Origin of the sequence: Pseudomonas synxantha BG33R, from assembly GCF_000263715.2 — a bacterium.
Taxonomy (GTDB): domain Bacteria; phylum Pseudomonadota; class Gammaproteobacteria; order Pseudomonadales; family Pseudomonadaceae; genus Aquipseudomonas; species Aquipseudomonas synxantha_A.
This window is the reverse complement of record NZ_CM001514.1, coordinates 4381843-4408273: the sequence shown is the minus strand read 5'-3', so window position 1 is coordinate 4408273 and position 26431 is coordinate 4381843. Positions and strand designations below refer to the sequence as shown.

Here is a 26431-nt window from a genome sequence, read left to right as displayed (position 1 = left end):
CATGAGCTTCGGCGCCGATGAAGAAATCCTTCAGGATTTCCTTGTAGAGGCCGGCGAAATTCTAGAGCAACTGTCCGAACAACTGGTCGAGCTGGAAAGCCGACCGGATGATGCGAACCTGCTCAATGCAATTTTTCGCGGTTTTCACACTGTAAAAGGGGGCGCCGGCTTCCTCCAGCTCCATGAGCTGGTGGAGTGCTGCCACATCGCCGAGAACGTGTTCGACATCCTTCGCAAGGGTGAGCGTCACGTTGATTCGGAATTGATGGACGTGATTCTCGAAGCACTGGATGCAGTCAACGGCATGTTCAGCCAGGTGCGTGAACGTGCGCCGATCACGGCGGCTACCCCGGAACTGCTGGCCGCCCTGGCGCGCCTGGCTGAACCGGCTGCCGCTGCGCCGGTTGTGCAAGCGGCGCCTGAGCCGGTGGTAGAAGCCGAACCGGACGTGACCGACAGCGAGTTCGAACAGCTGCTCGACTCGCTCAATGCGGTCAAGGCCGAGGCTGAAGCGCCGGCTGCACCTGTCGCCACGCCGACCAGCGAAGACATTACCGACGCAGAATTCGAATCCTTGCTCGACCAGTTGCATGGCAAGGGCCAGTTCGCGGCCGATGCCGTGGCCCCTGTGGCGCCGCCGCAAGTGCCGGATGCCAATGCCAGCACCGACATTACCGACGATGAGTTCGAAGCACTGCTCGACCAACTGCATGGCAAAGGCACCTTTGTGGCCGAAGCCCTGCCGGAAGTCGCGGCCACAGCTGCCGCCCCGGCCACCAAGGCTGTGCCTGCCGACGACGGGTTGATCTCCGATCACGAGTTCGAAGCGCTGCTGGACGAGCTGCACGGTAAAGGCAAGTTCACCGAAGTGGCGCCAGCTGCCGCCGCAGCGGTCGCCACTGCCGCACCGGCGGCCGCCAAAGCGTCGGCGCCGGTCGCCAAGCCGGCACCCGCGCCGGCACCTGCCCGTGCAGCGGCACCGGCCGCGGCGGAAAAGCCCGCCAGTGAAGCCGAAACCACCGTGCGCGTCGATACCGCACGCCTGGACGACATCATGAACATGGTCGGCGAACTGGTGCTGGTGCGTAACCGCCTGGTGCGCCTGGGCCTGAACAGCGGCGACGAAGCCATGCAAAAGGCCGTGTCGAACCTCGATGTGGTCACCGCCGACTTGCAAACTGCCGTGATGAAAACGCGGATGCAGCCGATCAAGAAAGTCTTTGGCCGCTTCCCGCGCCTGGTCCGCGATCTGGCGCGCCAGCTCAAGAAAGAAATCAACCTGGAACTGGTGGGTGAAGAAACCGACCTGGATAAAAACCTGGTCGAGGCCCTCGCCGACCCGCTGGTCCACTTGGTGCGCAACGCGGTCGACCACGGGGTAGAAACCCCGGAAGAACGCGAAGCCGCCGGCAAGTCGCGTAACGGCAAGGTGATCCTGGCCGCAGAGCAAGAGGGCGACCACATCCTGCTGTCGATCACCGATGACGGCAAAGGCATGGACCCGACCATCTTGCGCAATATCGCGGTCAAGCGCGGCGTGATGGACAAGGACGCCGCCGACCGTCTGACCGACACCGAGTGCTACAACCTGATCTTCGCCCCGGGCTTCTCGACCAAGACCGAGATTTCCGACGTATCCGGCCGTGGCGTCGGCATGGACGTGGTGAAAACCAAGATCAGCCAGCTCAACGGCTCGATCAACATCTACTCGACCAAGGGCCAGGGCTCCAAGATCGTCATCAAGGTGCCGTTGACCCTGGCGATCATGCCGACGCTGATGGTGATGCTGGGCAACCAGGCGTTCGCTTTCCCGCTGGTCAACGTCAACGAAATTTTCCACCTCGACCTGTCGCGCACCAACGTGGTGGACGGCCAGGAAGTGGTGATCGTGCGCGACAAGGCATTGCCATTGTTCTACCTCAAGCGTTGGCTGGTGGCGTCGGCCAAGCATGAAGAGCAGCGTGAAGGCCATGTGGTGATTCTGTCCGTGGGCACCCAGCGCATCGGCTTTGTGGTCGATCAACTGGTGGGCCAGGAAGAAGTGGTGATCAAGCCTTTGGGCAAGATGCTGCAGGGCACCCCGGGCATGTCGGGCGCGACTATTACCGGTGACGGTCGGATCGCGTTGATTCTCGATGTTCCAAGCATGCTCAAGCGTTACGCCGCACGGCGTATTTGATTCTGGTGGGGCAGGGCGGTCATGCCCGCCCCACCTAACGGAGTGTTTATGGCAGTCAAGGTCCTGGTGGTGGACGATTCGGGTTTCTTCCGCCGCCGCGTCTCGGAAATTCTTTCCGCCGATCCAACGATCCAGGTGGTCGGCACGGCCACCAACGGTAAAGAGGCGATCGATCAGGCCATCGCGTTGAAGCCGGACGTGATCACCATGGACTACGAGATGCCAATGATGGACGGCATTACCGCCGTGCGTCACATCATGCAGCGCTGCCCCACCCCGGTATTGATGTTCTCGTCGCTGACTCACGAAGGCGCACGGGTGACCCTCGACGCGCTGGATGCCGGCGCGGTGGATTTTCTGCCGAAGAATTTCGAAGACATCTCGCGCAACCCCGACAAGGTCAAGCAGATGCTGTGCGAGAAGGTGCACAGCATCTCACGCAGTAACCGTCGTAGCCTGTTCAGTGCACCTGCGCCGGCACCTACGCCTGCGCCCGTAGCGGCTGCACCAACCTCATCGTTTGCACGCCCGGCCCCTGCGCCGGTGGCTCGGCCTGCGGTGGCGCCGGTACGTGCCGCCGCTACACCGAGCACCCATTCGCCAGCGCCCAAGCGCAAGGCTTACAAGCTGGTTGCCATCGGTACCTCCACCGGCGGCCCGGTGGCCTTGCAGCGGGTGTTGACCCAGCTGCCGGCCAACTTCCCGGCGCCGATTGTGCTGGTGCAGCACATGCCCGCGGCGTTCACCAAGGCGTTCGCCGAGCGCCTGGACAAGCTGTGCCGGATCACCGTCAAGGAAGCCGAGGATGGCGACATCCTGCGTCCTGGCCTGGCGCTGCTGGCGCCGGGTGGCAAGCAGATGATGGTGGACGGCCGTGGTGCGATCAAAATCCTGCCGGGCGACGAGCGCTTGAACTACAAGCCGTGTGTGGATATCACCTTCGGTTCGGCGGCCAAGTCCTACGGTGACAAAGTTCTGGCGGTGGTGCTCACCGGCATGGGCGCCGATGGCCGTGAAGGCGCACGCCTGCTCAAGCAGGGCGGCAGCGCCATCTGGGCCCAGGACGAAGCCAGCTGTGTGATCTATGGCATGCCCATGGCCATCGTCAAGGCTGACCTGGCTGACGCGGTCTACAGCCTGGACGACATCGGCAAGCATCTGGTGGAGGCCTGCCTCTGATGGATGTCTTGAGCCTGATCGGGATCACCATGGCGTTTGTCGCCATCATCGGCGGCAACTACCTCGAAGGCGGCCACCTCGGCGCCCTGGCCAATGGCCCGGCGGCGCTGATCGTCATTGGTGGCACCGTGGGCGCGGCGCTGTTGCAGTCGCCGCTGAGCTCGTTCAAGCGGGCCATGCAGATCCTGGTGTGGATCATTTTCCCGCCACGGGTCGACCTGCCCGGCGGCATCGACCGCGTGGTCAACTGGAGCCTCACTGCCCGCAAGGAAGGTTTGCTGGGCCTGGAAGGCGTGGCCGATGCCGAGCCCGACAGCTACGCACGCAAGGGCCTGCAGTTGCTGGTGGACGGCGCTGAGCCGGAAGCGATCCGCAGCATCCTGGAGGTGGATTTCTACACCCAGGAAAGCCGTGACATCAATGCGGCCAAAGTCTTTGAAAGCATGGGCGGCTACGCGCCGACCATCGGCATCATCGGTGCGGTGATGGGCCTGATCCACGTGATGGGCAACCTGGCTGATCCTTCGCAACTGGGCAGCGGTATTGCCGTGGCGTTTGTGGCGACCATCTACGGCGTGGCCAGTGCCAACCTGGTGCTGCTGCCGGTGGCCAGCAAGCTCAAGTCAATTGCCATGCGCCAGTCACGTTATCGCGAAATGCTGCTTGAAGGCATCCTGTCGATTGCCGAAGGTGAGAACCCGCGCTCCATCGAATTGAAGCTCCAGGGCTTCATGGATTGATGGGGAGGAACCGCCTGTGAGCCGTCGCCGTCGCGAGCCTGAAGAACATGTCAACCACGAGCGCTGGCTGGTGTCCTACGCGGACTTCATCACCTTGTTGTTTGCGTTTTTCGTGGTGATGTATTCGATTTCGTCGGTCAACGAAGGCAAGTACAAGATCATTTCCCAGGCACTGGTGGGCGTGTTCAACGATACCGAGCGTGCGCTCAAGCCGATTCCCATCGGTGACGAGCGGCCCAAGACCGTCACCCCGGCCAAGCCGCTGGTTAACGACAGCGATGAGATCGCTGCCGGTGTCGGCGGCACCAGTGACCCGCTCAAAAGCATCGCCGATGACATCAGTGCCGCCTTTGGTGACCTGATCAGTTCCAATCAGATGACCGTACGCGGCAACGAGTTGTGGGTGGAGATCGAACTCAACTCCAGCCTGTTGTTTGCCAGTGCCGATGCGTTGCCCAGTGACCAGGCGTTCACCATCATCGACAAGGTGGCGGCGATCCTCAAACCGTTTGAAAACCCGATCCATGTGGAAGGCTTCACCGACAATTTTCCCATCAGCACCGCGCAGTACCCGACCAACTGGGAACTGTCATCTGCCCGTGCATCGAGCATCGTGCGCATGTTGGCCATGCAGGGTGTGAACCCTCAGCGACTGGCGTCGGTGGGCTATGGTGAATTCCAGCCCGTGGCCAATAACGCCACGGTGGAAGGGCGGGCACGCAACCGTCGGGTGGTGCTGGTGGTGTCGCGCAACCTGGATGTACGTCGCAGCCTGACCGGCACTGGCACGGCCAATGCAACACCGGATGCGGCGTTGAAGCGCGCTGGCACACAAACTGCACCGACCCCTGCAAAGTCGCCGGTTCGGGCAAGCGCCGTCAATTCTCCGTCACCGGCTCAATAACCTTATGCCATGTCTCGGTCGCGCCTGTGCCCGCCGGGAGGAACCAACCGAATGAGAGTCTGGGCAGTTGCCAATCAAAAGGGTGGAGTCGGCAAGACCACCACCTCCATCGCCTTAGCCGGCTTGCTGGCCGAAGCGGGCAAGCGTGTGGTCGTGGTCGACCTCGACCCCCACGGTTCCATGACCAGCTATTTCGGCTACGACCCGGATGCGCTGGAACACAGCTGCTATGACCTGTTCCTGCACAAGGGCAGCGTGCCGGCGGATTTGCCCGGGCAATTGCTGCTGCCCACCAGCAACGAGAGCATTTCGCTGTTGCCGTCGAGCACCGCGCTGGCCACCCTTGAGCGCCAGTCGCCGGGGCAGAGCGGCCTGGGCCTGGTGATCGCCAAGACCCTGGCGCAGTTGTGGCAGGATTTCGACTACGCGATCATCGACAGCCCGCCGTTGCTGGGCGTGCTGATGGTCAACGCCCTGGCGGCCAGCCAGCAATTGGTGATCCCGGTACAAACCGAGCACCTGGCGGTCAAGGGCCTGGAACGCATGGTCAGCACCCTGGCGATGATCAACCGTTCGCGCAAACAGGCGCTGCCGTTCAGCATCGTGCCGACCTTGTTCGACCGCCGTACCCAGGCATCCCTCAGCACTTTGCGCGTATTGCGCGATGCCTACCCGGACACCATCTGGAACGGCTACATCCCGGTGGATACGCGCCTGCGCGATGCCAGCCGTGCGGGGCTCACGCCGTCGCAGTTCGATGGCAAGAGCCGTGGCGTGCTGGCCTACCGTGCGTTGCTCAAGCATCTGCTGTCGCAGCAGCTTGTGGCGCAGGTGGCGTGATGAACCGTCCTGTCGAATTCAAGACCCGGCCGCAACTCGCGCTGGAATCCTACCTGGATGCCCTGCTGCAGGAGGCGACTGACGAAGAGCTGCCGGAACCGATTCTGGTACTTGAGCCTGCTGTCGAGCCTGACACTACGCTGGACGAGTTCCAGCAGGCCGTCATGGAAGAACAGGCGCGTGATGCGCAGGTGGTGGAGGCTCCAGTCGTGGTGCCGATCACCCCTGCGGTGTTGGCGCCGATGGTGGTCGAACCGGTGGTGGACGTGCACCTGCCGCCGAGTATCACGCCACCGCCGGTAACCGGTGACGGCCGCCCGGCGTGGGCGGCCGAGCCGTTCGAGTGCCTGCTATTCGACGTCGCCGGCTTGACCCTGGCAGTGCCGCTGGTGTGCCTGGGCTCGATCTATTCTTTGGAAGGCCAGGAGCTGACACCGTTGTTCGGCCAGCCGGAGTGGTTTCTCGGCATCTTGCCCAGCCAGGCCGGCAACCTCAAGGTGCTGGACACCGCGCGCTGGGTGATGCCCGACCGCTACCGCGACGATTTCCGCCAGGGCTTGCAATACGTGATTTCGGTGCAGGGCTACGAATGGGGGCTGGCGGTGCATCAAGTCAGCCGCTCGTTGCGCCTGGACCCCAATGAAATCAAATGGCGCAGCCACCGCGGCCAGCGCCCCTGGCTGGCGGGCACCGTGATTGAGCACATGTGCGCATTGCTGGATGTCGCTGAACTGGCCGAGTTGATTGCCAGCGGTGCGGTCAAGGCGATGCCACAGAACAAACGTAGTTGATTGAACAATAAGGGCCGTGCGGTTGCGCGGCGCAATAGCACACACGCCGTCGATAACGGCATTTGAAGGGGTTACACGAATGAACAAGTCAGCGTCCGCACAAGGTTTGGATGATCCGATCCTGCAATGGGTTACCTTCAAACTCGACAACGAGACCTACGGCATCAACGTGATGCGCGTGCAGGAAGTGCTGCGCTACACCGAGATCGCTCCGGTACCGGGTGCACCGAGCTATGTGCTGGGCATCATCAACCTGCGTGGCAATGTGGTGACAGTCATCGACACCCGCCAGCGTTTTGGCCTGGACACGGTTGAAGTCAGCGACAACACCCGTATCGTGATCATCGAAGCCGACAAGCAAGTGGTCGGGATCATGGTCGATAGCGTGGCCGAAGTGGTTTACCTGCGCCAATCGGAAGTGGAAACCGCACCGAACGTGGGTAACGAAGAATCGGCCAAGTTCATCCAGGGCGTGTGCAACAAGAACAACGAACTTCTGATCCTGGTTGAGCTGGACAAGATGATGAGCGAAGAAGAGTGGTCGGAACTGGAGAGCATCTGATTGTTCCTTGAGGCAGCGGTGATTGTCCTGGCCCTGTTGTGGGCCGGGACCTTGGCGTTTGTACTGCGCTATATGCGTCAGCAACGGGAGTTGGCCCTGCAACAGGCCGAACGCGATGCCGTGCGTGATCGGCGCATTCTGGAGCTGGTCAAGCGCGTGGATCATTACCAGCAGAGTGCGGTGCGGGTCGGCGATGAAGTGCATGAACTGCGCGCGATTCTCGGGCCTTTGCCGGATAAGCTGGTGCAATTGGAACAGCGCGACCCTTCGAACCTGTCCTTTGCCCAGGCGGCCAAGCTGGTGGGGATGGGGGCGACGGTGGACGAACTGACCCAGTCGTGCGGCTTGACCCAGGCCGAGGCGCAGTTGATGAGCAAGTTGCACAAGAGCTGATTCGGCTGCGCTTGCTGGGTTCATGTGGGAGGGGATTGCCCTCGATAGCGGCCTGGCAACCGACGCTTCTCTGCCTGACACCCTGCGACCAAACTGTGGGAGCTGGCTTGCCTGCGATGACGGCCTTACAGCTGACACAGTTATACCGAGTACATATCCATTCCTGCGGTAACGGCCACTTAGGGTTCCGCTTTTACAGCGGGTCACTTTTGGAAAAAAGCCCGGAATGCCGGCCCAGCCAAAAGTAACCAAAAAGGCTCTTGCCCCACCACTCGGCACCTCGCTTAGGCTCGGTGTGCCCGTAATCCGCCATGGATTTGGGGGGCCGCCGCCACGCGCCATCCATCGCGCGGGGCGGCTAAACCGGCATCCCTGCCGGTTTACCCCCCAAATCCCTGTCGAATTCCGGCCAGCGTGGTTTAACGGGGCGCCTAAGATCAAGAGCAAGAGCGGCTCGCTTCGCATCGTGGTTACCGTAGGGGGGCTGCGAACTGAAGTTGTGTAGATACCTATGGCCATCGCAGGCAAGCCAGCTCCCACAGTTTGATCTGCGTACATCAATCAATTTTCTCCAGCCACAGACTTTTCCTGTTCTCCAAGGGTCAACATCCTTCAAGCACCTTGACCCAGGAGATACCTTCAAATGACCACCCCCAAAGCCCTGTTGATCCTTCACGGCAAACAAGCCCTGAACGAGGACGTGCGTGCCGCCGTGCTGGCCCGGCGTGAGCAGGGTTGGGAGTTGGCGGTGCGGGTGACGTGGGAGGGTGGTGATGCCCAGCGGCTGGTCGATGAAGCCCTGGCTGACGGCTACACCCACATCATCGCCGGCGGCGGCGACGGTACGCTGCGCGATGTGGCCGAGGCCATGGCGCTGGCCAAGGCCGACGCCAGCCTGGTGCTGATGCCCCTGGGCACCGCCAATGACTTTGCCAAGGCCGCGGGCGTGCCGTTGGAACCGGCCGGCGCCCTGGCGTTGCTGGACGTCCAGCCCAGGGCCATCGACCTCGGCCAGGTGGGCGGGCAGATCTTCCTGAACATGGCCACCGGCGGTTTCGGTAGCCAGGTCACGGCCAACACCTCCGAAGACCTGAAGAAAGTCCTCGGCGGCGCCGCCTACCTGTTCACCGGTTTATCGCGCTTCAGCGAATTGAAGGCCGCCTACGGGGAGCTGGAAGGCCCGGATTTCCACTGGAAAGGCGAGCTGCTCGCGCTGGGTATCGGCAACGGTCGCCAGGCCGGTGGCGGGCATGTGCTGTGCCCCGGCGCATTGGCCGATGATGGATTGCTCGACGTCAGCATCCTGCCAGCCCCCCAGGAAGTGGTCGGCACCCTGCGTGAATTGATGAGCAATGGCTGGGGCCTGGACACCATGTTCGTTCGCGCACGCCTGCCATGGGTCAATATCAAGGTCGCCCAAGGCTTGTACATCAACCTCGATGGCGAGCCGCTGGAAGGCGACGACCTGCATTTCGAAGCGTTGCCCAAGGCGCTTCGCGTGCATCTGCCGCTGGGTTCGCCGTTAGTCGTCCAGGCTGATGATTTGCTCACGCACGGCAAATAACACCAGGCCCGCCACGTCGAAAATCTGCAAGCGCTTCATGATCTGCGAGCGATGGGCCTCCACAGTCTTGATGCTCAAGCCCAGGCCATGGGCGATCTCCCGGGTGGACTTGCCACGTACGATCAGACGCAAAATCTCCAGTTGCCGCGCCGTCAGGTTATGGCTGTGGGCAACGGGAGCGCTGGGGCTCTGGCTGCGGATCAGCGCCTGGTTGATCACCGTGTGGGCGATGGCGGGGCTCAGGTAGCGTTCGTTGTTACGCAGGGCCAGCAGGGCATGTTCCAGCTCGTTGGCGGTGGTGTCCTTGAGCAGGTAGCCGTGGGCTCCGGACTCCAGTGCGCGCATGATCAGGTCTGGTTCGGTGTGCATCGACAGAATCAGCACCTTGCAATTGGGGTAAAAGCGCTTGAGTTGCTGCAAGGCATCCAGCCCACCGGTGTGCCGCATCGACAGATCGAGCAGCACGATATCCGGCTGCAAGGCGCTGTATTGCGCCAGCAGTTGTGCGCCATCGCTGGCTTCGCCGATGACGCTGTAGCCGGGAATATCCAGAATCAGCGCACGCACACCGGCGCGAATCAGTGCGTGGTCATCCACCAGGAGTAAATTGCAGGTCACTCGAGAACCTTAGGGGCGCTGGCCCGTTCGAGAGCGCGGGGCGCCCAGGGGAAAAGTGCGTTGATACGGGTGCCGTTGCCAGGCTGGCTGCTGATGGAAAAGGTGCCCCCCAGCTGGTGGGTTCGTTCGCACATACCGGCCAAGCCCCGTTGGCCTTCCCGGCCCGGGTCGGGGGCAGGCGAGAACCCCTGGCCGTCATCGCAGATCATCAGCGACAGGCCTTCAGGCAGGCGTTGCAGGCGCACCAGCAGGTTGCGCGCCTTTGCATGGCGAAGCATGTTGGTCACCGCTTCCTGGGTGATGCGAAAGGCCGCCACGGCCATTTCTTCGGGGATGCCGGTGAGCCGTTGCTGGCACTCCAGGCTCCAGCACACCTGGGTGTTTTCCAGGGTCTTGAGCAGGTGTGCGCGCAGGCTGGCTTCCAGACCCAGGCTGGTCAGTTGGCGCGGGTTGAGGATGGCGCAGACGTCGCGCACCTTGGCCAGGGTTTCATTGAGCGTATTGCACAGCACCGTGCAATGGGTGTTCAGGTCCGGGGGCAGGCGGCGCTGCAACCATTCGCTTTGCAGTTTGGCGGCGGTCAGCAGTTGGCCGATATCGTCATGCAGTTCGCGGCTGAGCCGGTGGCGTTCGTTCTCCTGCACTTGCAGCAAGCGGTCGGCCAGTTCCTGGGGCTCGAACTTGATGGCTTTGCGCGAATTCCACTGTTGCAGCCCCACCACCACCAGCGTGGCGAAGTTGAGCAGCAGGATCAGCAACGGCAGCGGCGCGTCCTGCAGATAGGCCCACAGGCTGGCCAGCAATGAGCACAGGCACAGCGCAAGGGTGAGGCGGCGCACATGGCTGCGGGACACGGACCTGGCGATAAGTGACTTGAAACTGGCGTACATAGCGGATGGAGCCAATGAGGGTTCACTGCGGTGAGGCCGGTTGACCGGGCTCTGTTTGGAGTGCGCTGCCAAATCGTCTTTAAGCATGTTGAAGTTAAATCACTTCGAGCGGGGCATAGTACCACCCCGCTTACCGTTGGTCGCCTGATTGGTTTATGGCCCACACAAATACTCTGGGCGTTAATCCCAGAGTTGAAAGTGGAAAGTTGTATTAACGAAGTTGGTTTGTATAATTATTACATTGACGGCTAATTGATATTTTCCCATTGCGTCAAAGCCGGTCGTTTTTAGATAACTCGACAGTTAAATACGACCTGCACGACGCTACGACCCCTGATGCAGATGCTGCGGCGGTGTACGGCTCAAATTCTTTTGCGGGATCTGCAAGGCAACCGTTGCGATCAATGAAGTTTGCTCGCTTTCATCCAGGCTCAGTTCACCGGTGCGGATGTCGATCAGTTCCAGTTGCCAGGCCAGCAGGGTCAGGCAGTCATGCAGCGCGTCCAGCGCCTCGTCATGCAACTGCAGAGGGCTTTGGGCATTGGCGATCAGATTTTGCAGATGCCCCGAGAACTCGCTGATCGCCTGCAGCGCCAGGCCATCGGCTTTTTCAGCCAGTTTAGCCAGGCTGGCTTTCATGCAGTCGATGGCGTCGCTGTCGTTGCGGATCAAATGCAGATGGCTCAAACACTCTTCGGATTTGCCCAGAAGCAGTTGAGCCTCGCCCAGAAACGCGAGAAGTGCTGTTTGCCATTCGTTTGCGCTATTCATCATGCAAGTCTCCGCAACGTAAGGTCGGGTGATGAGATGTCGCACCGGGTGAATGGCTTAAAACTAGCGCTGAAATACGACTTGGACTTGTAGGTCGCTTCCGATGTTTCAGTAGGACGTTTATTGAAGTGCTCACGAAAGTCGTATGTAGCCCATGGTGTGCGGGATGACACGACTTCAGTTGCCGATACGTGAGTGCCTGAAAGGCCCGTGGGCCAAGGGCTGGGGATGGCAAACAAAAGCCTGACTCCATTCATGCAATGAGAATGGCGTCACATTAATGGCTATTAGATATCGCGAATATCAGGTTGGGCCTGATTGCGTATAGGGGAACCCCCTACATGGTGGAACTGCACGTCGGTTCGACTGTCGCGCACGGCGCATTGAAACAGTATCAAGGGCCGAAGCAGTAAAGCATGATGTCAGTGTGACATCAATGAATTTACATGGCATTTTATTGGGGTCAAGGTCCGGCGCTTGCCGCCGATAACGTGCCTATACGACTGCATACCCTCTCAACGCGCCTGCGGCGTGTACACCAGGAGCTTTTAATGGCCGGCATTCTCGACACGGTAGATCAACGCACGCAATTGGTGGGTGAGAATCGCCTGGAAATTCTCATGTTCCGCCTCTTCGGACGGCAGTTGTTCGCGATCAACGTGTTCAAAGTGCAGGAAGTGCTGCAGTTACCCAAGCTGACCCTGATGCCCCAGCGCCACCCATTCGTGTGCGGGGTGGTCAACCTGCGTGGCCAGACCTTGCCGGTGATCGACTTGTCCCAGGCCATCGGTATGCGCCCTTTGGTGCCGGGGCCCAACAGCACCATCATCGTCACCGAATACAACCGTTCGGTGCAGGCGTTTCTGGTGGGCGGCGTTGACCGCATCGTCAATATGAACTGGGAAGCCATCCTGCCGCCGCCGACCAGCGCCGGTCGCCAGCATTACCTCACGGCCATCAGCAAGGTCGACGACCAGTTGGTGGAGATCATCGACGTGGAAAAAGTCCTCGCCGAGATCGTGCCCTATAACGCCAAGGTCTCGCGGGAAAAACTCGAAGACCCGGTGCTCGAACGTGCCCGTGGTCGCGAAGTGCTGCTGGTGGACGACTCCAACGTGGCCCTGTCGCAGTTGCGCGATACCCTGGGACAGTTGGGGGTGAAGATGCACATCGCCAGCGACGGTCTCAAGGCGTTGAACATGCTCAAAGCCTGGGCCGACAGCGGCCAGGTGATGACCGACAAGCTGCTGATGATCTTCACCGACGCCGAAATGCCCGAGATGGACGGCTACCGCCTCACCACCGAAATCCGCAACGACCCGCGCCTGCGCGGCCTCTATGTGGTGCTGCACACTTCGCTGTCGGGCAGCTTCAATGAGTCAATGGTGAAGAAGGTCGGCTGCGACAATTTCCTCTCCAAATTCCAGCCGGACAAGCTGGTGGATGTGGTGCGCGAGCGACTGATGTTGGACGAAGTGCCCGCCTGACTTTAGGATGACACTTTGTTTCCCAGGAAGGCAGGCCCATGCTTCGTCTCAGCGCGTTGTACCGTTACCCCCTCAAATCCGGCAAGGCCGAAGCCTTGCAGCACATAGGCCTGGATAAACTCGGCCTGCAAGGGGATCGACGTTGGATGCTGGTGGACGAAGCCAGTGGGCGGTTCCTGACGCAGCGGGCGGTGGCGAAGATGAGCCAACTGTCGGCGCTGTGGAACGACGCGGGGGGCCTGACCTTGAGTTCGCCGGGCTACTCATCGTTGGAGGTGGCGTTGCCGGAGGGTGCCAGTGAACTGCGCGGCGTGACCATCTGGCGCGACACCCTGCGCGTACCCGATGCTGGCGATGAGGCGGCCGCCTGGGTCAGCGAGTTTATCGGCAAGCCTACGCGCCTGGTACAGCTTCCCCTGGAACGTGCGCGCACCACCGAAGCCGGCTACGGCAAGGATGACGACAAGGTCGGCTTTGCCGACGGCTACCCGCTGTTACTGATCGGCCAAGGCTCCCTGGATGACTTGTGTGAGAAGATCGGCCGCCCGATGGAGATGCTGCGTTTTCGTCCCAACCTGGTGATCGAAGGCGCCCAAGCCTTTGCCGAGGATGGCTGGAAGCGCTTGCGCATCGGCGATGTGGAGTTCCGGGTGGTCAAGCCGTGCTCGCGTTGCATCCTCACCACCATTGATCCCCGCACCGGCGAGCGCAGCCCCGACCGCGAACCCTTCGCGACGCTGGAGACCTATCGCAAGACCGAGAAGGGCGCGATGTTCGGCCAGAACCTGGTCAACGATGGCATCGGCCACTTGGAAGTCGGGATGCCGGTGACGGTCCTGGAATAAAAAATGCCCGTCTCGCTGGAGACGGGCATTTTTGTTTACCGGTGATACTTAGCCGCGGTATTCACACAGGTAAGCGGTGTCTACGGCGACCTTCAACTGGAACTTGCTGTTGGCCGGTACGTTGAACTGGCTGCCGGCGGCGAAGGTTTCCCACTCGGCGTTGGGCAGTTTGACGATCAGGGCGCCGCAGACCACATGCATGATTTCACGCTGGGCGGTACCGAATTCGTATTCACCCGGAGCCATCACGCCGATGGTCGCCGGACCTTCTGCAGTGCCGAAAGCGATCGACTTGACGGTGCCGTCGAAGTACTCGTTGACTTTGAACATGGGTGAATCCTCGGAAAAAGGGTCTGGAAAGGTCGGCCAGTATGCCCAAGCCCACGGGAGCTGCCTAGACCGGCAAAATCAACGGTAACAGGCGTGCGGTGTTACGCGCGTCTTCCAGGGCGCGATGCTGTTGGCCATTGAACTGCATCCCCGCCAATTGCAGCGCACCATTGAGCCCCAGTGGTTTGTCCAGGCGCCGGGCCTTGGCAAAGCGTTGCTTGAGGTTCACATGGGGCGTTTGCCCCAGGGCGCTGGACAGGCCATGGCGCTGCCATTCGAGTTCAAGTTGCACGCGATCGTAATCACCCCAGCTGGCCCAGCCTTCCAGGCGTGCCTGGTGCTGGCCCAGCCAGCGCTCGAACAGCGGCCACACTTCGGTGATCGGTGTGGCTGCGTCGATATTGGCTTGGGTGATATGGGTCAGCTTGCGGCAAAAGGGCGTCAGCAAAGGCCGTCGCAGTGGCCGCACAAAGCGCTGAAAGTGATCCAGTTCGCGGCCCTGGCGGTTGACCAGGCTGGCGCCGATCTCGATGACTTCCATCTCTGTCACGGGCCAACCGCCGTCATCCGTTGTGGCTTCAAGGTCAATAATCAGCCAATGAGGCATGGTGCAGGTTCCCGTACTCGTCCCTTTCTGATGGGGATAGAGCGTAGCCCGGCCCTGTAGTTCCGCCTAGGGGCGTTATTCGATCTGTAGCAAAACCTGACGATTGCGCACCTGATCGCCCGCCATGACCTGCACCGCCTTGACGATGCCGTCGATCCCGGCCTTCAACGGGTGCTCCATTTTCATCGCTTCGAGCACCAGCAACAGTTGGCCTTTGGTGACTGTGTCGCCGACGCTGACCTGGATATCGACAATGGCGCCATCCATCGGCGCCTTGACCGTGCCACTGCTGGCATCCACCTGGCGGCTGGCGACCTGCTGGGTGCGGTTGGTCACCTTCACGCCGGGTAGCCACAGTTGGTTATCGTCGATGTAGTAGGCGGTACGCCGGCGGATGCCATTGAGCACCCAGGTGGCCCAGCGACCGTCGGTGGTGAGTTGCAGGTCGTCGGCACTCACGGTGTGGGTTTGGCCATTGACCTCCAGGCGGTAGGTGCACGGCACATTGGCGGTGTTGCGCCATCCCGCCAGGCCTTGGGGATGCTGGCCGGCGCTGTGCCGGTAAAACAGCGCTGCGGCCAGGCTGAGCTGTTCAGTCGATGGCGCCTGGGGCGATAGCTGGCCGAAGTGTTCGGCGATAAAGGCGGTGCTAAAATCGCCGGCGATAAAATCCGGCTGCTTGAGCAAATCAACCAAAAACCGCTGATTGGTGGTGACACCCAGTAGCACGGTGTCTTCCACGGCCCGCAGCAACTTTCGGCGAGCTTCTTCGCGAGTGGCGCCGTGGGCGATGATCTTGCCCAGCATCGGGTCGTAGAACGGGCTGATGGTTTCGTCTTCGCGTAGGCCATGGTCGATGCGCATGCAGGCGGCAGGCTCCCAGCGCAGCACCTCACCGGTTTGCGGCAGGAAGCCCTGGGCCGGGTCTTCGGCGTACAGGCGTACTTCCATGGCGTGGCCGCTCAGCACCACATCGGCTTGTGCCAGCGGCAGCGGCTGGCCGGCGGCGATGTGCAGTTGCCAGGCCACCAGGTCAAGGCCGGTGATCAGCTCGGTCACCGGGTGTTCGACTTGCAGGCGCGTGTTCATTTCCAGGAAATAAAACCGGCCATTGCGGTCGAGCAGAAACTCCACGGTACCGGCGCCGACGTAGCTCACCGCCCGCCCGGCCTTGAGCGCCGCGTCGCCCATGGCCTGGCGCAGTTCGGGCGTCATCACGGGGCAGGGCGCTTCTTCGATGACTTTCTGATGGCGGCGCTGGATCGAGCAGTCGCGCTCGCCCAGGTAGATCAGGTTGCCATGGCGATCGCCGAACACTTGCACCTCAACGTGGCGCGGGTCGATCAGGGCCTGCTCAAGAATCAGTTCGTCGCTGCCAAAAGCGTTCATTGCCTCGGAGCGCGCAGTGCGCAGTTGCTCCAGCAGCTGTTCAGGTTGGTGTACCAGGCGCATGCCACGCCCGCCGCCACCGGCGCTGGCCTTGATCATCAGCGGGAAGCCGATGCGCTCGGCTTCCTGTTGCAGCGTGGCGTCGTCCTGGGCGCTGCCTTGGTAACCGGCGATACAGGGCACACCGGCGTCGAGCATGGCGATCTTCGACAGGCGCTTGCTGCCCATCAGCTCGATGGCTTCGCTGCTGGGGCCGATGAAAACGATATGGGCGTTCTGGCAGGCGCGGGCGAAGTCGGGGTTTTCCGAAAGGAAGCCGTAGCCTGGGTGGATGGCGTCGGCGCCGGTGCGTCGGGCGGCGTCGAGGATGGCGGTGATGTTCAGGTATGACTGTTGTACGGGAGCCGGGCCGATATTCACGGCTTCGTCGGCCATCTGCACGTGCAGGGCATGGGTGTCGGCGTCGCTGTACACGGCCACGGTGCGGTAGCCCAAGGCTTGGGCAGTGCGCTGGATACGGCAGGCGATTTCGCCGCGGTTGGCGATCAGGATTTTAGTGAAGGCGGGCATTGGGTTATCCCTTACTGGATGTGGCGTGTGTTGGGGCCTCTTCGCAGGCAAGCCAGCTCCCACATTTGAAATGTGTTCCCCTGTGGGAGCTGGCTTGCCTGCGATGGCGTCATCGAGACCAACCCGGCTTTCGCTTCTGCACAAACGCCTGCGTCCCCTCAATCCCTTCCTCGCTCGCCACCGCCTCGGCAAACCACTGCGCCCCGCGGTCCAGTACTGCATCAAGCGGCTCATCCACGCTTGCCAGCAACAGGGATTTGGTTCGCGCATTGGCCCCCGGCGCGCACTGCAATACCTGCCCCAGCACTTCATCCAGCCGCTGCGCCAGTGCCTGGGCATCGTGCTCGACAAAATGCACCACGCCCAAACGGCCAGCCTCGATCCCATCAAACCGCGCCGCCGTCAGCGCCAGCCGCCCTGCCTGGGTCAAGCCGATGCGCTTGACCACAAACGGCGCAATCTGCGCCGGCAACAACCCCAGGCTGGTCTCCGGCAAGCCGAACTGCGCCTTGTGTTCGGCGATCGCAACATCGCTCACACAGGCCAACCCAAACCCACCGCCCAGCACCGCGCCTTGCAGCACTGCGATCACCACCTGCGGCAGCGCTTGCACCTCTTGCAGCAAGGTGCCAAACGTGCGGTTCAACGTGTGTAACTGATCCCCCGCGCCGACCAGGTCCTTCACATCGGCACCGGCGCAGAAATGTCCGCCCGCACCGCTGATCACCACGGCGCGTACCTGGCTGTCCAATTGCGCCAGTACTGTACGCAGTTCCTTGACCATGGCCAGGCTCATTGCATTGCGGCATTCTGGCCGGTTGAGGGTGATATGCAGCACGCCGTTATGGGCTTCCAGCAGCAGGGTACTCATGGCTTTTTACCGGGCAGGGTGCCCATCAGTTTGCAGATGATGCCCAGCATGATTTCGTCGGCACCGCCGCCAATCGATACCAGGCGCACGTCGCGGTAGGCGCGGGCCACCGGGTTGTCCCACATGAAGCCCATGCCGCCCCAATATTGCAGGCAACTGTCGCTGACCTCACGGCCCAGGCGTCCGGCCTTCAGCTTGGCCATGGACGCCAGGCGAGTCACATCCTGGCCCTTGATGTACTGCTCGGTAGCCTGGTAGACCAACGCACGCAGACACTCGATTTCGGTGGCCAGTTCGGCCAGGCGGAAGTGGATCACCTGGTTGTCGATCAGCGCCTTGCCGAAGGTCTGGCGCTCTTTGCAGTATTCGATGGTGCTGTCGATGCAGTACTCCAGGCCCTTGATCATATTGGCCGCGCCAAACAGGCGTTCTTCCTGGAACTGCAGCATCTGCATCATGAAGCCTGCGCCTTCATGGCCGATGCGGTTGCGCTGCGGCACACGCACGCCGTCGAAGAACACCTGGGCGGTTTCGGAGCTGTGCATGCCGAGCTTTTCCAGGGGCGGGCTGACGCTGATGCCCGGCGTGTTCATCGGCACCATGATCAGCGACTTGTTGATATGCGGCTTGTCATCGGAGGTGTTGGCGAGCAGGCAGATAAAGTCGGCGCTGGGCGAGTTGGTGATCCACATCTTGCTGCCGTTGATCACATAGTCGTCGCCGTCTTTACGCGCATGGGTCTTGAGCCCGGCCACGTCGGAGCCGGCGCCGGTTTCCGACACGCCGATGCAGCCGACCTGTTCACCGCTGATGGCCGGGCGCAGGAACTCCTCGCGCAATTCATCGGAGCCGAAGCGGGCCAGGGCCGGGGTGCACATGTCGGTCTGCACGCCGATGGACATGGGGATGCCACCACAGCGGATGCTGCCGAATTCTTCGGCGGCGACGATGGAGTAGCTGTAATCCAGGCCCATGCCGCCGAACTGCTCCGGCTTGGAAATGCCCAGCAGGCCCAGCTCGCCGGCCTTGCGGAAGATTTCGTGGATGGGAAAGCGCCCGGCTTTTTCCCACTCGTCGACATGGGGGTTGATCTCGCGGTCGACGAAGGTGCGCACGGTGCGGCGCAGTTCCTGATGTTCCTGGGTGAAGATCATTTTTATTGTTCTCCTGATTAGAATCGCGCCACACCAAAGCTGTTCGGTTGCAGTTGCCTTAGTTCAGCCTCATGGCAAATATCCAGCAGGAACCCAAGCAAGGTGCGGGTATCCCGTGGATCGATCAACCCGTCATCCCACAGATTGGCGCTGCCGTAGAGCGCGGTGGACTGGCTGTCGAGCTTCTGCGCGGTGACCTGTTCGAGCATGTCCAGCACCTTTGGGTCGGGCACCAGGCCGTCCTTCAACTGCTTGGCCTCGGTGACGATGCGCAGCACCTTGCCGGCTTGCGCGCCGCCCATGACCGCTGTGCGGCTGTTGGGCCAGGCGAAGATAAAGCGGGGGTCAAGGCCGCGCCCGCACATCGCATAGTTACCGGCACCGTAGGAGCCACCGACCACCACCGTGAGTTTAGGCACGCGGGCGTTGGCCACCGCCTGAATCATCTTTGCACCGTGCTTGATCACCCCTTGCTGTTCGGACTCGGTGCCGACCATGAAACCGGTGGTGTTGTGCAGGAACAGCAGCGGCGTACGGCTCTGATCACACAGCTGGATAAACTGCGCGGCCTTGCTTGCGCCCTTCGGCGTGATGGGGCCGTTGTTGCCGATCACACCAACGGCGCGGCCCTGGATATGCAGATGGCCGCAGACGGTATGGGCGTCGAACTCGTTTTTGAACTCCAGGAAATGAGAGGCGTCGGCCAGGCGCGCGAGGATTTCGCGCACGTCGTAGGGCTTTTTCGGGTCGTCGGGGATCAGCCCCAGCAACTCGTCGATGGGGTACAGCGGCTCGGTATAGGCGTTTTTTACCGCTGGCGGCTGCCGGTCATTCCACGGCAGCAGGCCGGCAATTTCTCGCACGATACGCACGCCATCGGCATCATTTTCCGCCAGGTATTCAGCGGTGCCGGCGGTTTGCGCGTGCATCTGCGCACCGCCCAAATCTTCGTCGCTGGCGACTTCGCCGGTGGCGGCCTTGAGCAGCGGTGGCCCGGCAAGGAACAGCTTCGCCTTGCCGCGCACCACCACCACGTAATCCGACAAGCCCGGCTGATACGCACCGCCTGCCGTGGCCGAGCCATGCACCACGGTGATTTGCGGCAGGCCCATCGCCGACATGCGCGCCTGGTTGGCAAAGCTGCGTGCACCTTCGACGAAAATCTCGGCGGCATAATTGAGGTTGGCGCCGCCGCTTTCGGCGAGGGTCACCACCGGCAGTTTGTTTTCCATGGCGATCTGTTGCAGGCGCAGGGATTTCTTCAGGCCCGAGGGGGAAATGGTACCGCCCTTGATCGCGCTGTTGTTGGCCACCACCAACATACGCACGCCGCTGACATAGCCGATGCCGGCGATCAGCCCGCCACCGGCGGCGCTGCCGTCCTTGTCGTCGTGGAGTTTGTAGCCGGCCAGGCTGGCCAGTTCCAGAAACGGCGCGCCCGGGTCGAGCAGCAGGTTGAGGCGCTCGCGGGGCAGCAATTGGCCGCGCTTGTCGAACTTGGGCCTGGCCTCCTCAGCCTTGGCCAGCAGGTTGTGTTCCAGTTGATGCAACTGGGCAATGGCGGCCAGCATGGCGGCGCGATTCTGTGCGAACTGTGGGCTGTGGGGATCGACCAGGGTTTCAATCGTCGGCATCGTGTTATTGCTCCGTCTTGAGCACATCCGGCAGATAGGCGCGGTGGAACCCATTGAAGGGTTGGCTCGGCGCCTGCGCCTTGTGCAGCGGCCATGCCCGACTGCCCAGGCTGGCGGCACCGTCGATGCGCAGCGTGCTGCCGCTGACAAAGGCCGCGGCCGGGCTGAGTAGAAAAACGATGGCCGCGCTGACTTCCGACTCGGTGCCGATGCGTTTGAGCGGCACATGCTCGCGCAAGGTGGGGATCACGGCCTTGAACGCGCCTTCATAGGTGTCCATGCCGCTGGAGGCAATCCAGCCGGGCGCCACGGCGTTGACGCGCACCCCGGCATAGCCCCATTCAAACGCGGCGGTCTTGGTGAAATTATCCATGCCCGCCCGCGCTGCGCCGGAATGGCCCATGCCGGGCATACCGCCCCACATGTCGGCGAGCATGTTGACGATTGATCCACCGTGCTTGCTCATCGACTGGTTGAACACTTCCCGCGCCACCAGGAAACCACCCACCAGGTTGGTGCGCAGTACGGTTTCAAAGCCCTTTTGGTTGATGGCGGCCAGGGGCGAGGGGTATTGGCCGCCGGCGTTATTGACCAGGCCATGGATGGGGCCATGGTCGTGCAGGATCTGCGTGACCAGCGCTTTCACCGCTTCTTCATCACGAATATCACAGACATGCCAATGGGTGACGCCGCCATCTTCGGCAATTTCCGCTGCGACCTTCTGCAGCTTTTCCGCCTTGCGGCCCACCAGGATCACGCGAGCGCCCAGGGCCGCCAGCTCATGGGCGGTGCAGCGGCCAATGCCACTGCCGCCTCCGGTGACAATCACGGTTTGCCCCTGGAACAGGTCGGCTTTGAAGATCGAGTCGAAGGCCACGGCAACGGTCCTTTAGGTGAGTTGGTCGGCAATGTGTTGCGGCACGGCGATGGGGATTTCCAGCAGTTGCTGGGCAAAGGCTTTGCCTTGGGGGTCGATGCGCAGGCTGGCGATACCGCCGCCGCCCAGGGCATTTTCCAGCAGGAAATTCAGGCTGTGGCTGCCGGGCAGATACCAGCGCTCGACGCGGCCGTGAAGGGGGTCGAGCACGTGGCTCATCCAGTCGACGATCACCTCCCGGGTCAGCGTTTCGGCGATCCATGGCAGGTAGTCGGGGTGGCGGGCGATCACGCCGATATTGCTGTGGTTGCCCTTGTCACCGGAGCGCGCCACGGCGAGTTTTACCAGGGGCACGCTGGCGTCGGCGCGGCCTTGGGGTTTGGGCGGTTCGATGGGGGCAGCGGGCGTGCGTAGGGGGAGCGCGGCGGGCAGCTCGACGGCGTGGCGTTGGCCTTGATAATCGACGCTCACTGCACAGGCCGCCTTGTCGATCAGGAACGAAAACAGCCGAATCAACGGGTAGACCGTCGGCCGCCCGCCGACGATGCCGGTGAGCCCCGGTGCCATGCCCGTGGCCGCTTGCGCGATCTCGCGGGCGAACAGCACCAGGGCCTGTTTGCTCGGGTGCCTCACGGCCAGTTTCATCACCACTTCGCGGCAATCCTCACGCCGGGCATGGGCGCCGTAGGTGGCTTCGCTGCCCAGCAGCTCAATGTTCACGTCGGTGTAGGGCGCCCAACCGCGTTGGTTGAACAGTTGCTCGGTCTTGTTGATGATCGCCTGGCTGACCCGCTCGGCCTTGGCCACCGCGTCGATCCCGGCAAGCAGACAACTGGCGGTACAGCGGAAACCATCAGGATAGGTGGCGCTGACCTTGTACCGATCGGTGGGTGGTAGCCCCTTGGCGCCGTGCACACGCACTGAATGCTTGCCTTGCTGCTGCAACTTGACCTGGCTGAAATCGCAGATCACATCCGGCAGCAGATAGGCGCGCGGATCAGCGATTTCATACAGCAGCTGTTCGGCCACGCTGAGTTCACTGATCAGGCCGCCGCTGCCTTCGACTTTGTTGACGGTGAACTGGCCGTCGGCGCTGACTTCGACGATGGGGAAGCCGATGTGCTCGTAGTCCGGTACGTCGCGCCAATCGGTGAAGTTGCCGCCGGTGCACTGGGCACCGCATTCGATGATATGCCCAGCCAGGGCGGCCTGGGCCAGATGATCGTAGTCCTGCCATGACCAGTTGAACTCATGCACCAGGGCCGCGCTGACCACCGCGCTGTCGACTACCCGGCCGGTGATGACGATATCGGCGCCGAGCCCCAGGGCCTGGGCAATCCCCGGCGCGCCGAGGTAGGCATTGGCGGACACGCACAAAGGTGGCAGCGGGGCGCCATTGAACATGTCGGTGACGTTGGGCAGGTGTTTGAGTTGGGGGTGCAGGTCATCGCCGAGCAGCACCGCGATTTTCAGCGCAATGCCGGCTTGGTCGCAGGCCGCTTGCAGGGCGGCGGCGCAGGCCTGGGGGTTGATGCCGCCGGCATTGCTGATCACGCGGATGCCCTGGCGTTGGAGATCCGCCAGCAAGGGCGTGAGGACCTCGACAAAGTCCGTGGCGTAACCGGCTTTGGGGTCTTTCATGCGTGCTCCGGCGAGAATCGACATGGTGACTTCCGCCAGGTAGTCGAACACCAGGTAATCCAGGGCGCCGCCGTGCACTAATTGAGCGGCCGCCGTGCAGGTGTCGCCCCAGAAGGCGCTGGCGCAGCCGATACGAACCGTTTTGCTCATGAGAAATCCGTCCTCCAGGGGCTGGTGTCGAGACTACCAAGCAAGCGCTTGGTTTGTAAACTGTGCGCACAAGTTTTACCCAAGCGCTTGCTTGGGTGGCGGCCACGGCCTAAATTGCCGCCCAAGATGTCAGCACAAGTGAAGGAGAGCAGCATGGATGAGCACAAAGCCCTGGGGGTGATGCGCGCCATGGTCGCCGGTGGCCGATTGACCGACCCCGAGAGCGCCCGGGGCAAATTGCTGCAAACCGCGGCTCACCTGTTTCGCAACAAGGGTTTTGAGCGCACTACCGTGCGTGACCTTGCCAGCGCCGTGGGCATACAGTCGGGCAGCATCTTTCATCATTTCAAGAGCAAGGACGAGATTCTGCGGGCGGTGATGGAAGAAACCATCCACTACAACACCGCAATGATGCGCGCCGCGCTGGAAGAGGCGAGCACTGTACGCGAGCGTGTGCTGGCGCTGATTCGCTGCGAGTTGCAGTCGATCATGGGCGGCAGCGGCGAGGCCATGGCGGTGCTGGTCTACGAATGGCGTTCGCTGTCGGCCGAGGGCCAGGCCCAGGTGCTGGCCTTGCGCGACGTTTATGAAGATATCTGGTTGCAGGTATTGGGTGAGGCCAAGACCGCCGGGTATATCCGCGGTGACGTGTTTATTACTCGGCGTTTCCTGACGGGCGCGTTGTCCTGGACCACTACCTGGTTCCGTACCCAGGGCAGCCTGACCCTTGAAGAATTGGCCGAAGAGGCCCTGCTGATGGTGTTAAAGGCGGATTGAGGTGCACGCTATTAATTTGAGGGCGAACGTTGTCTCCCCCGATAAAAACGCCTAGCTTAGCGCCATCAGAATATTCAACGGTGTGTGCCTCGATGTTTTCGCCATGGCGGCTGGCTGCAGGACTTGCATTATGGGCACTGGGCAGCGCCGTGTGGACGCAGGCGGGCGCTGCGCAATTGGTGAGGATCGGCGCGGCGCACTTTCCGCCTTACACCGTACGTCCTGAACAAGGTGCCGACACCGGTTTGCTGCCGCAATTGATCGAGGCCCTGAACGCTGCGCAAACCGACTACCAGTTTGTCTTGGTACCCACATCTATTCCCCGGCGTTTCCGCGATTTCGAGCAAGGCCGGGTCGACATGGCGATTTTCGAGAATCCGTCCTGGGGCTGGCGGGATATTGCCCATACCAGCGTCGACATGGGCCTGGAAGACGCAGAAATCTTCGTCGCCCAACGTCAGCCAGGTCGCGACGAAAGCTATTTTGCCGACCTTGCCGGCAAGCGCCTGGCAGTCTTCAGCGGCTATCACTACGCCTTTGCGGGCTTCAACCCCGACCCCAGGAACATGGCCCAGCACTTCAACGCCACCTTGACCTATTCCCATGACAGCAACCTGCTGATGGTCGCGCGTGGGCGGGCCGATATTGCCTTGGTGACGCGTTCGTACCTGAGTGATTTTCTGGTGCGCAATGTGGACATGGCCAGGCAATTTCTGGTGTCCGAGCGCATTGACCAGGTGTATCACCATTACGCGTTGCTGCGGCCCAAGGCACCGATCACGGCAGAGGCGTTTTCCGCATTGCTCAAGGGCTTGCGGGACAATGGGCAGATGCTGAAGATTTTCGAGCCGTATCGTATTGATCTGACGCCAGTGCCTTGAGACCGAAGAGGCAAAATAAACTGCCTGTGTAGGAGCGAGCTTGCTCGCGAAAAATGTCAACGATAACGCAGGCTTCCTGAATGAACGCGGCGCCTGTGTGTTTTTCGCGAGCAAGCTCGCTCCTACAGTTTGTTTCTGCCGCGCTCAAACCCTGCGTGCAAACGTATCGCTGTGGCTTCCCGACACCTTGCGGCAATGCACCAGCGCATCGCGAATCATGAAGTTCACCAATGTCGGCGAAACCCCCAACTCCTTGGCGATATCCTTTTGCGGCACGCCATGCAGGCGGTACATCTCGAACGCATAGCGGGTGCGCTGGGGCAGTTCCGTCAGGGCGTCGGCGATGTTTTCCAGGGTGTTGAAATTGATATGGGAGGTTTCCGGTGAAGCGCCGTGAATGACCACATTCAAGCCTTCCTCTTCGGTCCCGGAGTATTTGAGCTCCAGGGCCTGCTTGCGGTAATGATCGATCGCCAGGTTACGCACGATCTGGAACAGGTAACTCAGTTGGGCCTTGAACGATGAAGTAATTGTCGGCGCCGACTGCAATCGGAAGTAGGCGTCCTGTACCACGTCTTCGGCACGGGAACGGCACCCGGTAATGCGAGCGGCGATCTTCACCAATATCAGTCGATTATCGACGAACGCCTGCAGAAGGGGTGAGTCGCACCTGCCTGTGGATACTTGTTCCGTCATGGAAATCACCTTGTCGCAAAAGAGGTTAGGGGAGGGCGTCCTTGCTGAGGCCTCCTACACATCGGGCAACAAATTATGCTGAATGATAATGATTGTCAAATGAGAAGGCGAACTAATCTTATGCCTTTGTGGAAGGTGTGAACCACGTCTCGCTCGCCCCCTGCGACTAATTATTTGCCGGGGCCGTCCGTTCTTCTGGGTGACAGGCCTGTTAACAAACGGCCAAGGATCAGCACCCGCAGGAGGAGCAGATGGGTTTTTATCGTGCATTGGGCATGTGTCGGTTTGGAGTGCTTGCGTGATGAATACGCCCACCCGGCTGCGTCTGTTTTGCCTGCCCCACTCAGGCGCCAGCGCCTCGGTCTATGCTCGCTGGCGCCGCGTCCTGCCGGATTGGTTGCAGGTATGCCCGCTGGAATTACCCGGGCGCGGCAGGCGCATGGACGAGCCGTTGCAGCGCGATATCAAGGCTCTGGCGGCGCAATTGGCTGAGGAAATCAGCCGTGATCTCGACGGCCCTTATGCCTTGTTCGGTCACAGCCTGGGTGGGCTGTTGGCGTTCGAGTTGGCCCATGCCTTGAGTGCGCGCAATGTGCCTGCGCCCCTGGCGTTATTTGCTTCAGGCACGGCTGGCCCGGCGCGGCGCGATGTCAGCGAATACGCGATCGAGAAGACCGATGCCCAACTGATCGCCCGCCTGCGCGAATTGCAGGGCACGGCCGAAGAAGCCCTGGCCAGCCCCGAGTTGATGCAGTTGATGTTGCCGATCCTGCGCGCCGACTTCCTGCTGTGCGGCAGCTTCATCTACGGCGAGCGCGAGCCGCTTGGCCTGCCGATTCATGTGTTTGGCGGCAAGCAGGACAGCGTGCGCGCCGACCAGTTGCTCGACTGGCAACTCGACGCCGCCAGCGGTTTTTCCCTGGATATGTTCGACGGCCATCACTTCTTTCTCGTACAGCACGAAAGCGCGGTATTGCGCTGCCTGCGGCGCTATGCCGACGAACACCTGGCGCGCTGGCGCATTGGCGCGGCACGGCAACTTGCCGCCGGCTGAACCTCACCGACTTCCCGAATTTCCCGTAAGCCGATTT

Annotated in this window: 26 protein-coding genes and 1 pseudogene; 15 read left to right on the top strand and 12 right to left on the bottom strand. The window is 61.5% G+C overall.

Features of this window, described 5'->3' with window-relative positions:
* The first annotated feature begins 1 nt into the window (after window position 1).
* The 9 genes from PSEBG33_RS08325 to yegS all read left to right on the top strand — a co-directional run bounded on the left by PSEBG33_RS08325 (window position 2) and on the right by yegS (window position 9152).
* Entirely contained in the window at window positions 2-2179 is a 2178-nt protein-coding gene (locus PSEBG33_RS08325; protein WP_005790037.1) for a chemotaxis protein CheA, read from the top strand.
* 48 nt (window positions 2180-2227) lie between these two features.
* The gene (locus PSEBG33_RS08330) at window positions 2228-3358 is read left to right on the top strand and encodes a protein-glutamate methylesterase/protein-glutamine glutaminase (RefSeq protein ID WP_005790035.1); all 1131 of its coding nucleotides are present in this window, start codon (window positions 2228-2230) and stop codon (window positions 3356-3358) included.
* The gene (locus PSEBG33_RS08335; RefSeq protein WP_005790033.1) at window positions 3358-4098 is read left to right on the top strand and encodes a flagellar motor protein; all 741 of its coding nucleotides are present in this window, start codon (window positions 3358-3360) and stop codon (window positions 4096-4098) included. The genes PSEBG33_RS08330 and PSEBG33_RS08335 overlap by 1 nt, the downstream gene beginning before the upstream one ends.
* Window positions 4099-4114: 16 nt before the next feature.
* The gene (motD, locus tag PSEBG33_RS08340) at window positions 4115-5002 is read left to right on the top strand and encodes a flagellar motor protein MotD (RefSeq protein WP_005790031.1); all 888 of its coding nucleotides are present in this window, start codon (window positions 4115-4117) and stop codon (window positions 5000-5002) included.
* 51 nt (window positions 5003-5053) lie between these two features.
* The gene (locus tag PSEBG33_RS08345; protein ID WP_005790028.1) at window positions 5054-5842 is read left to right on the top strand and encodes a ParA family protein; all 789 of its coding nucleotides are present in this window, start codon (window positions 5054-5056) and stop codon (window positions 5840-5842) included.
* Complete coding sequence (locus tag PSEBG33_RS08350; protein ID WP_005790027.1) at window positions 5842-6633, top strand: CheW domain-containing protein; 792 nt, start codon at window positions 5842-5844, stop codon at window positions 6631-6633. The genes PSEBG33_RS08345 and PSEBG33_RS08350 overlap by 1 nt, the downstream gene beginning before the upstream one ends.
* 79 nt (window positions 6634-6712) lie before the next feature.
* The gene (locus tag PSEBG33_RS08355; protein WP_005790025.1) at window positions 6713-7195 is read left to right on the top strand and encodes a chemotaxis protein CheW; all 483 of its coding nucleotides are present in this window, start codon (window positions 6713-6715) and stop codon (window positions 7193-7195) included.
* A complete protein-coding gene (locus PSEBG33_RS08360) occupies window positions 7196-7588 on the top strand; it encodes a DUF2802 domain-containing protein (protein WP_005790023.1) in 393 nt (130 codons plus the stop codon). It begins immediately after the preceding gene.
* A 643-nt stretch (window positions 7589-8231) separates the two neighbouring features.
* Window positions 8232-9152, top strand: a complete 921-nt coding sequence (yegS, locus tag PSEBG33_RS08365) for a lipid kinase YegS (RefSeq protein ID WP_005790021.1) — start codon at window positions 8232-8234, stop codon at window positions 9150-9152.
* On the opposite strand, the gene PSEBG33_RS08370 is transcribed toward yegS, so the two are convergent.
* The 3 genes from PSEBG33_RS08370 to PSEBG33_RS08380 form a co-directional block, all read right to left on the bottom strand.
* A complete protein-coding gene (locus PSEBG33_RS08370) occupies window positions 9111-9770 on the bottom strand; it encodes a response regulator transcription factor (protein ID WP_005790019.1) in 660 nt (219 codons plus the stop codon). The genes yegS and PSEBG33_RS08370 overlap by 42 nt on opposite strands.
* Window positions 9767-10660, bottom strand: a complete 894-nt coding sequence (locus tag PSEBG33_RS08375) for a sensor histidine kinase (RefSeq protein ID WP_005790017.1) — start codon at window positions 10658-10660, stop codon at window positions 9767-9769. The genes PSEBG33_RS08370 and PSEBG33_RS08375 overlap by 4 nt, the downstream gene beginning before the upstream one ends.
* A 324-nt stretch (window positions 10661-10984) precedes the next feature.
* A complete protein-coding gene (locus PSEBG33_RS08380) occupies window positions 10985-11434 on the bottom strand; it encodes a hypothetical protein (protein ID WP_005790015.1) in 450 nt (149 codons plus the stop codon).
* Between the two features lie 548 nt (window positions 11435-11982).
* Between PSEBG33_RS08380 and PSEBG33_RS08385 the strand changes: the two genes are divergently transcribed.
* Together PSEBG33_RS08385 and PSEBG33_RS08390 are read left to right on the top strand one after the other, a co-directional pair.
* The gene (locus tag PSEBG33_RS08385) at window positions 11983-12918 is read left to right on the top strand and encodes a chemotaxis protein CheV (RefSeq protein ID WP_005790014.1); all 936 of its coding nucleotides are present in this window, start codon (window positions 11983-11985) and stop codon (window positions 12916-12918) included.
* 38 nt (window positions 12919-12956) lie between these two features.
* A complete protein-coding gene (locus PSEBG33_RS08390; RefSeq protein WP_005790011.1) occupies window positions 12957-13763 on the top strand; it encodes an MOSC domain-containing protein in 807 nt (268 codons plus the stop codon).
* A gap of 48 nt (window positions 13764-13811) precedes the next feature.
* Here the strand turns inward: PSEBG33_RS08390 and PSEBG33_RS08395 are convergent, their stop codons facing one another.
* The 8 genes from PSEBG33_RS08395 to PSEBG33_RS08430 all read right to left on the bottom strand — a co-directional run bounded on the left by PSEBG33_RS08395 (window position 13812) and on the right by PSEBG33_RS08430 (window position 22986).
* Window positions 13812-14093 carry a pyrimidine/purine nucleoside phosphorylase gene (locus PSEBG33_RS08395; protein WP_005790009.1) on the bottom strand — a complete coding sequence of 94 codons (282 nt, stop codon included), beginning with the start codon at window positions 14091-14093 and terminating at the stop codon, window positions 13812-13814.
* A 64-nt stretch (window positions 14094-14157) separates the two neighbouring features.
* On the bottom strand, window positions 14158-14700 hold the full coding sequence (locus PSEBG33_RS08400) for an exonuclease domain-containing protein (protein ID WP_005790007.1): 543 nt from the start codon (window positions 14698-14700) through the stop codon (window positions 14158-14160).
* Between the two features lie 75 nt (window positions 14701-14775).
* Window positions 14776-16659 (bottom strand): acetyl/propionyl/methylcrotonyl-CoA carboxylase subunit alpha, encoded by a 1884-nt coding sequence (locus PSEBG33_RS08405; RefSeq protein ID WP_005790005.1) that lies wholly within the window; start codon window positions 16657-16659, stop codon window positions 14776-14778.
* A gap of 109 nt (window positions 16660-16768) precedes the next feature.
* Window positions 16769-17530, bottom strand: a complete 762-nt coding sequence (locus PSEBG33_RS08410) for an enoyl-CoA hydratase/isomerase family protein (protein WP_005790002.1) — start codon at window positions 17528-17530, stop codon at window positions 16769-16771.
* Window positions 17527-18684 carry a citronellyl-CoA dehydrogenase gene (atuD, locus tag PSEBG33_RS08415; protein WP_005790001.1) on the bottom strand — a complete coding sequence of 386 codons (1158 nt, stop codon included), beginning with the start codon at window positions 18682-18684 and terminating at the stop codon, window positions 17527-17529. Before atuD ends, PSEBG33_RS08410 begins: the two co-directional genes overlap by 4 nt.
* A 17-nt stretch (window positions 18685-18701) precedes the next feature.
* A complete protein-coding gene (gene atuC, locus PSEBG33_RS08420) occupies window positions 18702-20318 on the bottom strand; it encodes a geranyl-CoA carboxylase subunit beta (RefSeq protein WP_005789999.1) in 1617 nt (538 codons plus the stop codon).
* A 4-nt stretch (window positions 20319-20322) separates the two neighbouring features.
* On the bottom strand, window positions 20323-21195 hold the full coding sequence (locus PSEBG33_RS08425) for an SDR family oxidoreductase (protein ID WP_005789998.1): 873 nt from the start codon (window positions 21193-21195) through the stop codon (window positions 20323-20325).
* A gap of 12 nt (window positions 21196-21207) precedes the next feature.
* Entirely contained in the window at window positions 21208-22986 is a 1779-nt protein-coding gene (locus PSEBG33_RS08430; protein ID WP_005789996.1) for an acyclic terpene utilization AtuA family protein, read from the bottom strand.
* A 153-nt stretch (window positions 22987-23139) separates the two neighbouring features.
* Here PSEBG33_RS08430 and PSEBG33_RS08435 point away from each other — a divergent pair, with 153 nt between their 5' ends.
* From PSEBG33_RS08435 to PSEBG33_RS30155, 3 genes and pseudogenes are all read left to right on the top strand, one after another.
* Window positions 23140-23763, top strand: a complete 624-nt coding sequence (locus PSEBG33_RS08435; protein ID WP_005789994.1) for a TetR/AcrR family transcriptional regulator — start codon at window positions 23140-23142, stop codon at window positions 23761-23763.
* A gap of 92 nt (window positions 23764-23855) precedes the next feature.
* The gene (locus PSEBG33_RS08440; RefSeq protein WP_005789993.1) at window positions 23856-24644 is read left to right on the top strand and encodes a substrate-binding periplasmic protein; all 789 of its coding nucleotides are present in this window, start codon (window positions 23856-23858) and stop codon (window positions 24642-24644) included.
* 40 nt (window positions 24645-24684) lie between these two features.
* A pseudogene (locus tag PSEBG33_RS30155) lies at window positions 24685-24774 on the top strand (outer membrane lipoprotein carrier protein LolA); the annotation flags it as partial.
* Between the two features lie 14 nt (window positions 24775-24788).
* On the opposite strand, the gene PSEBG33_RS08445 reads toward PSEBG33_RS30155, so the two are convergent.
* Window positions 24789-25340 (bottom strand): RNA polymerase factor sigma-70, encoded by a 552-nt coding sequence (locus tag PSEBG33_RS08445; protein ID WP_005789991.1) that lies wholly within the window; start codon window positions 25338-25340, stop codon window positions 24789-24791.
* 301 nt (window positions 25341-25641) lie between these two features.
* Between PSEBG33_RS08445 and PSEBG33_RS08450 the strand changes: the two genes are divergently transcribed.
* Complete coding sequence (locus PSEBG33_RS08450) at window positions 25642-26394, top strand: thioesterase II family protein (RefSeq protein WP_005789988.1); 753 nt, start codon at window positions 25642-25644, stop codon at window positions 26392-26394.
* Window positions 26395-26431 lie beyond the last annotated feature (37 nt).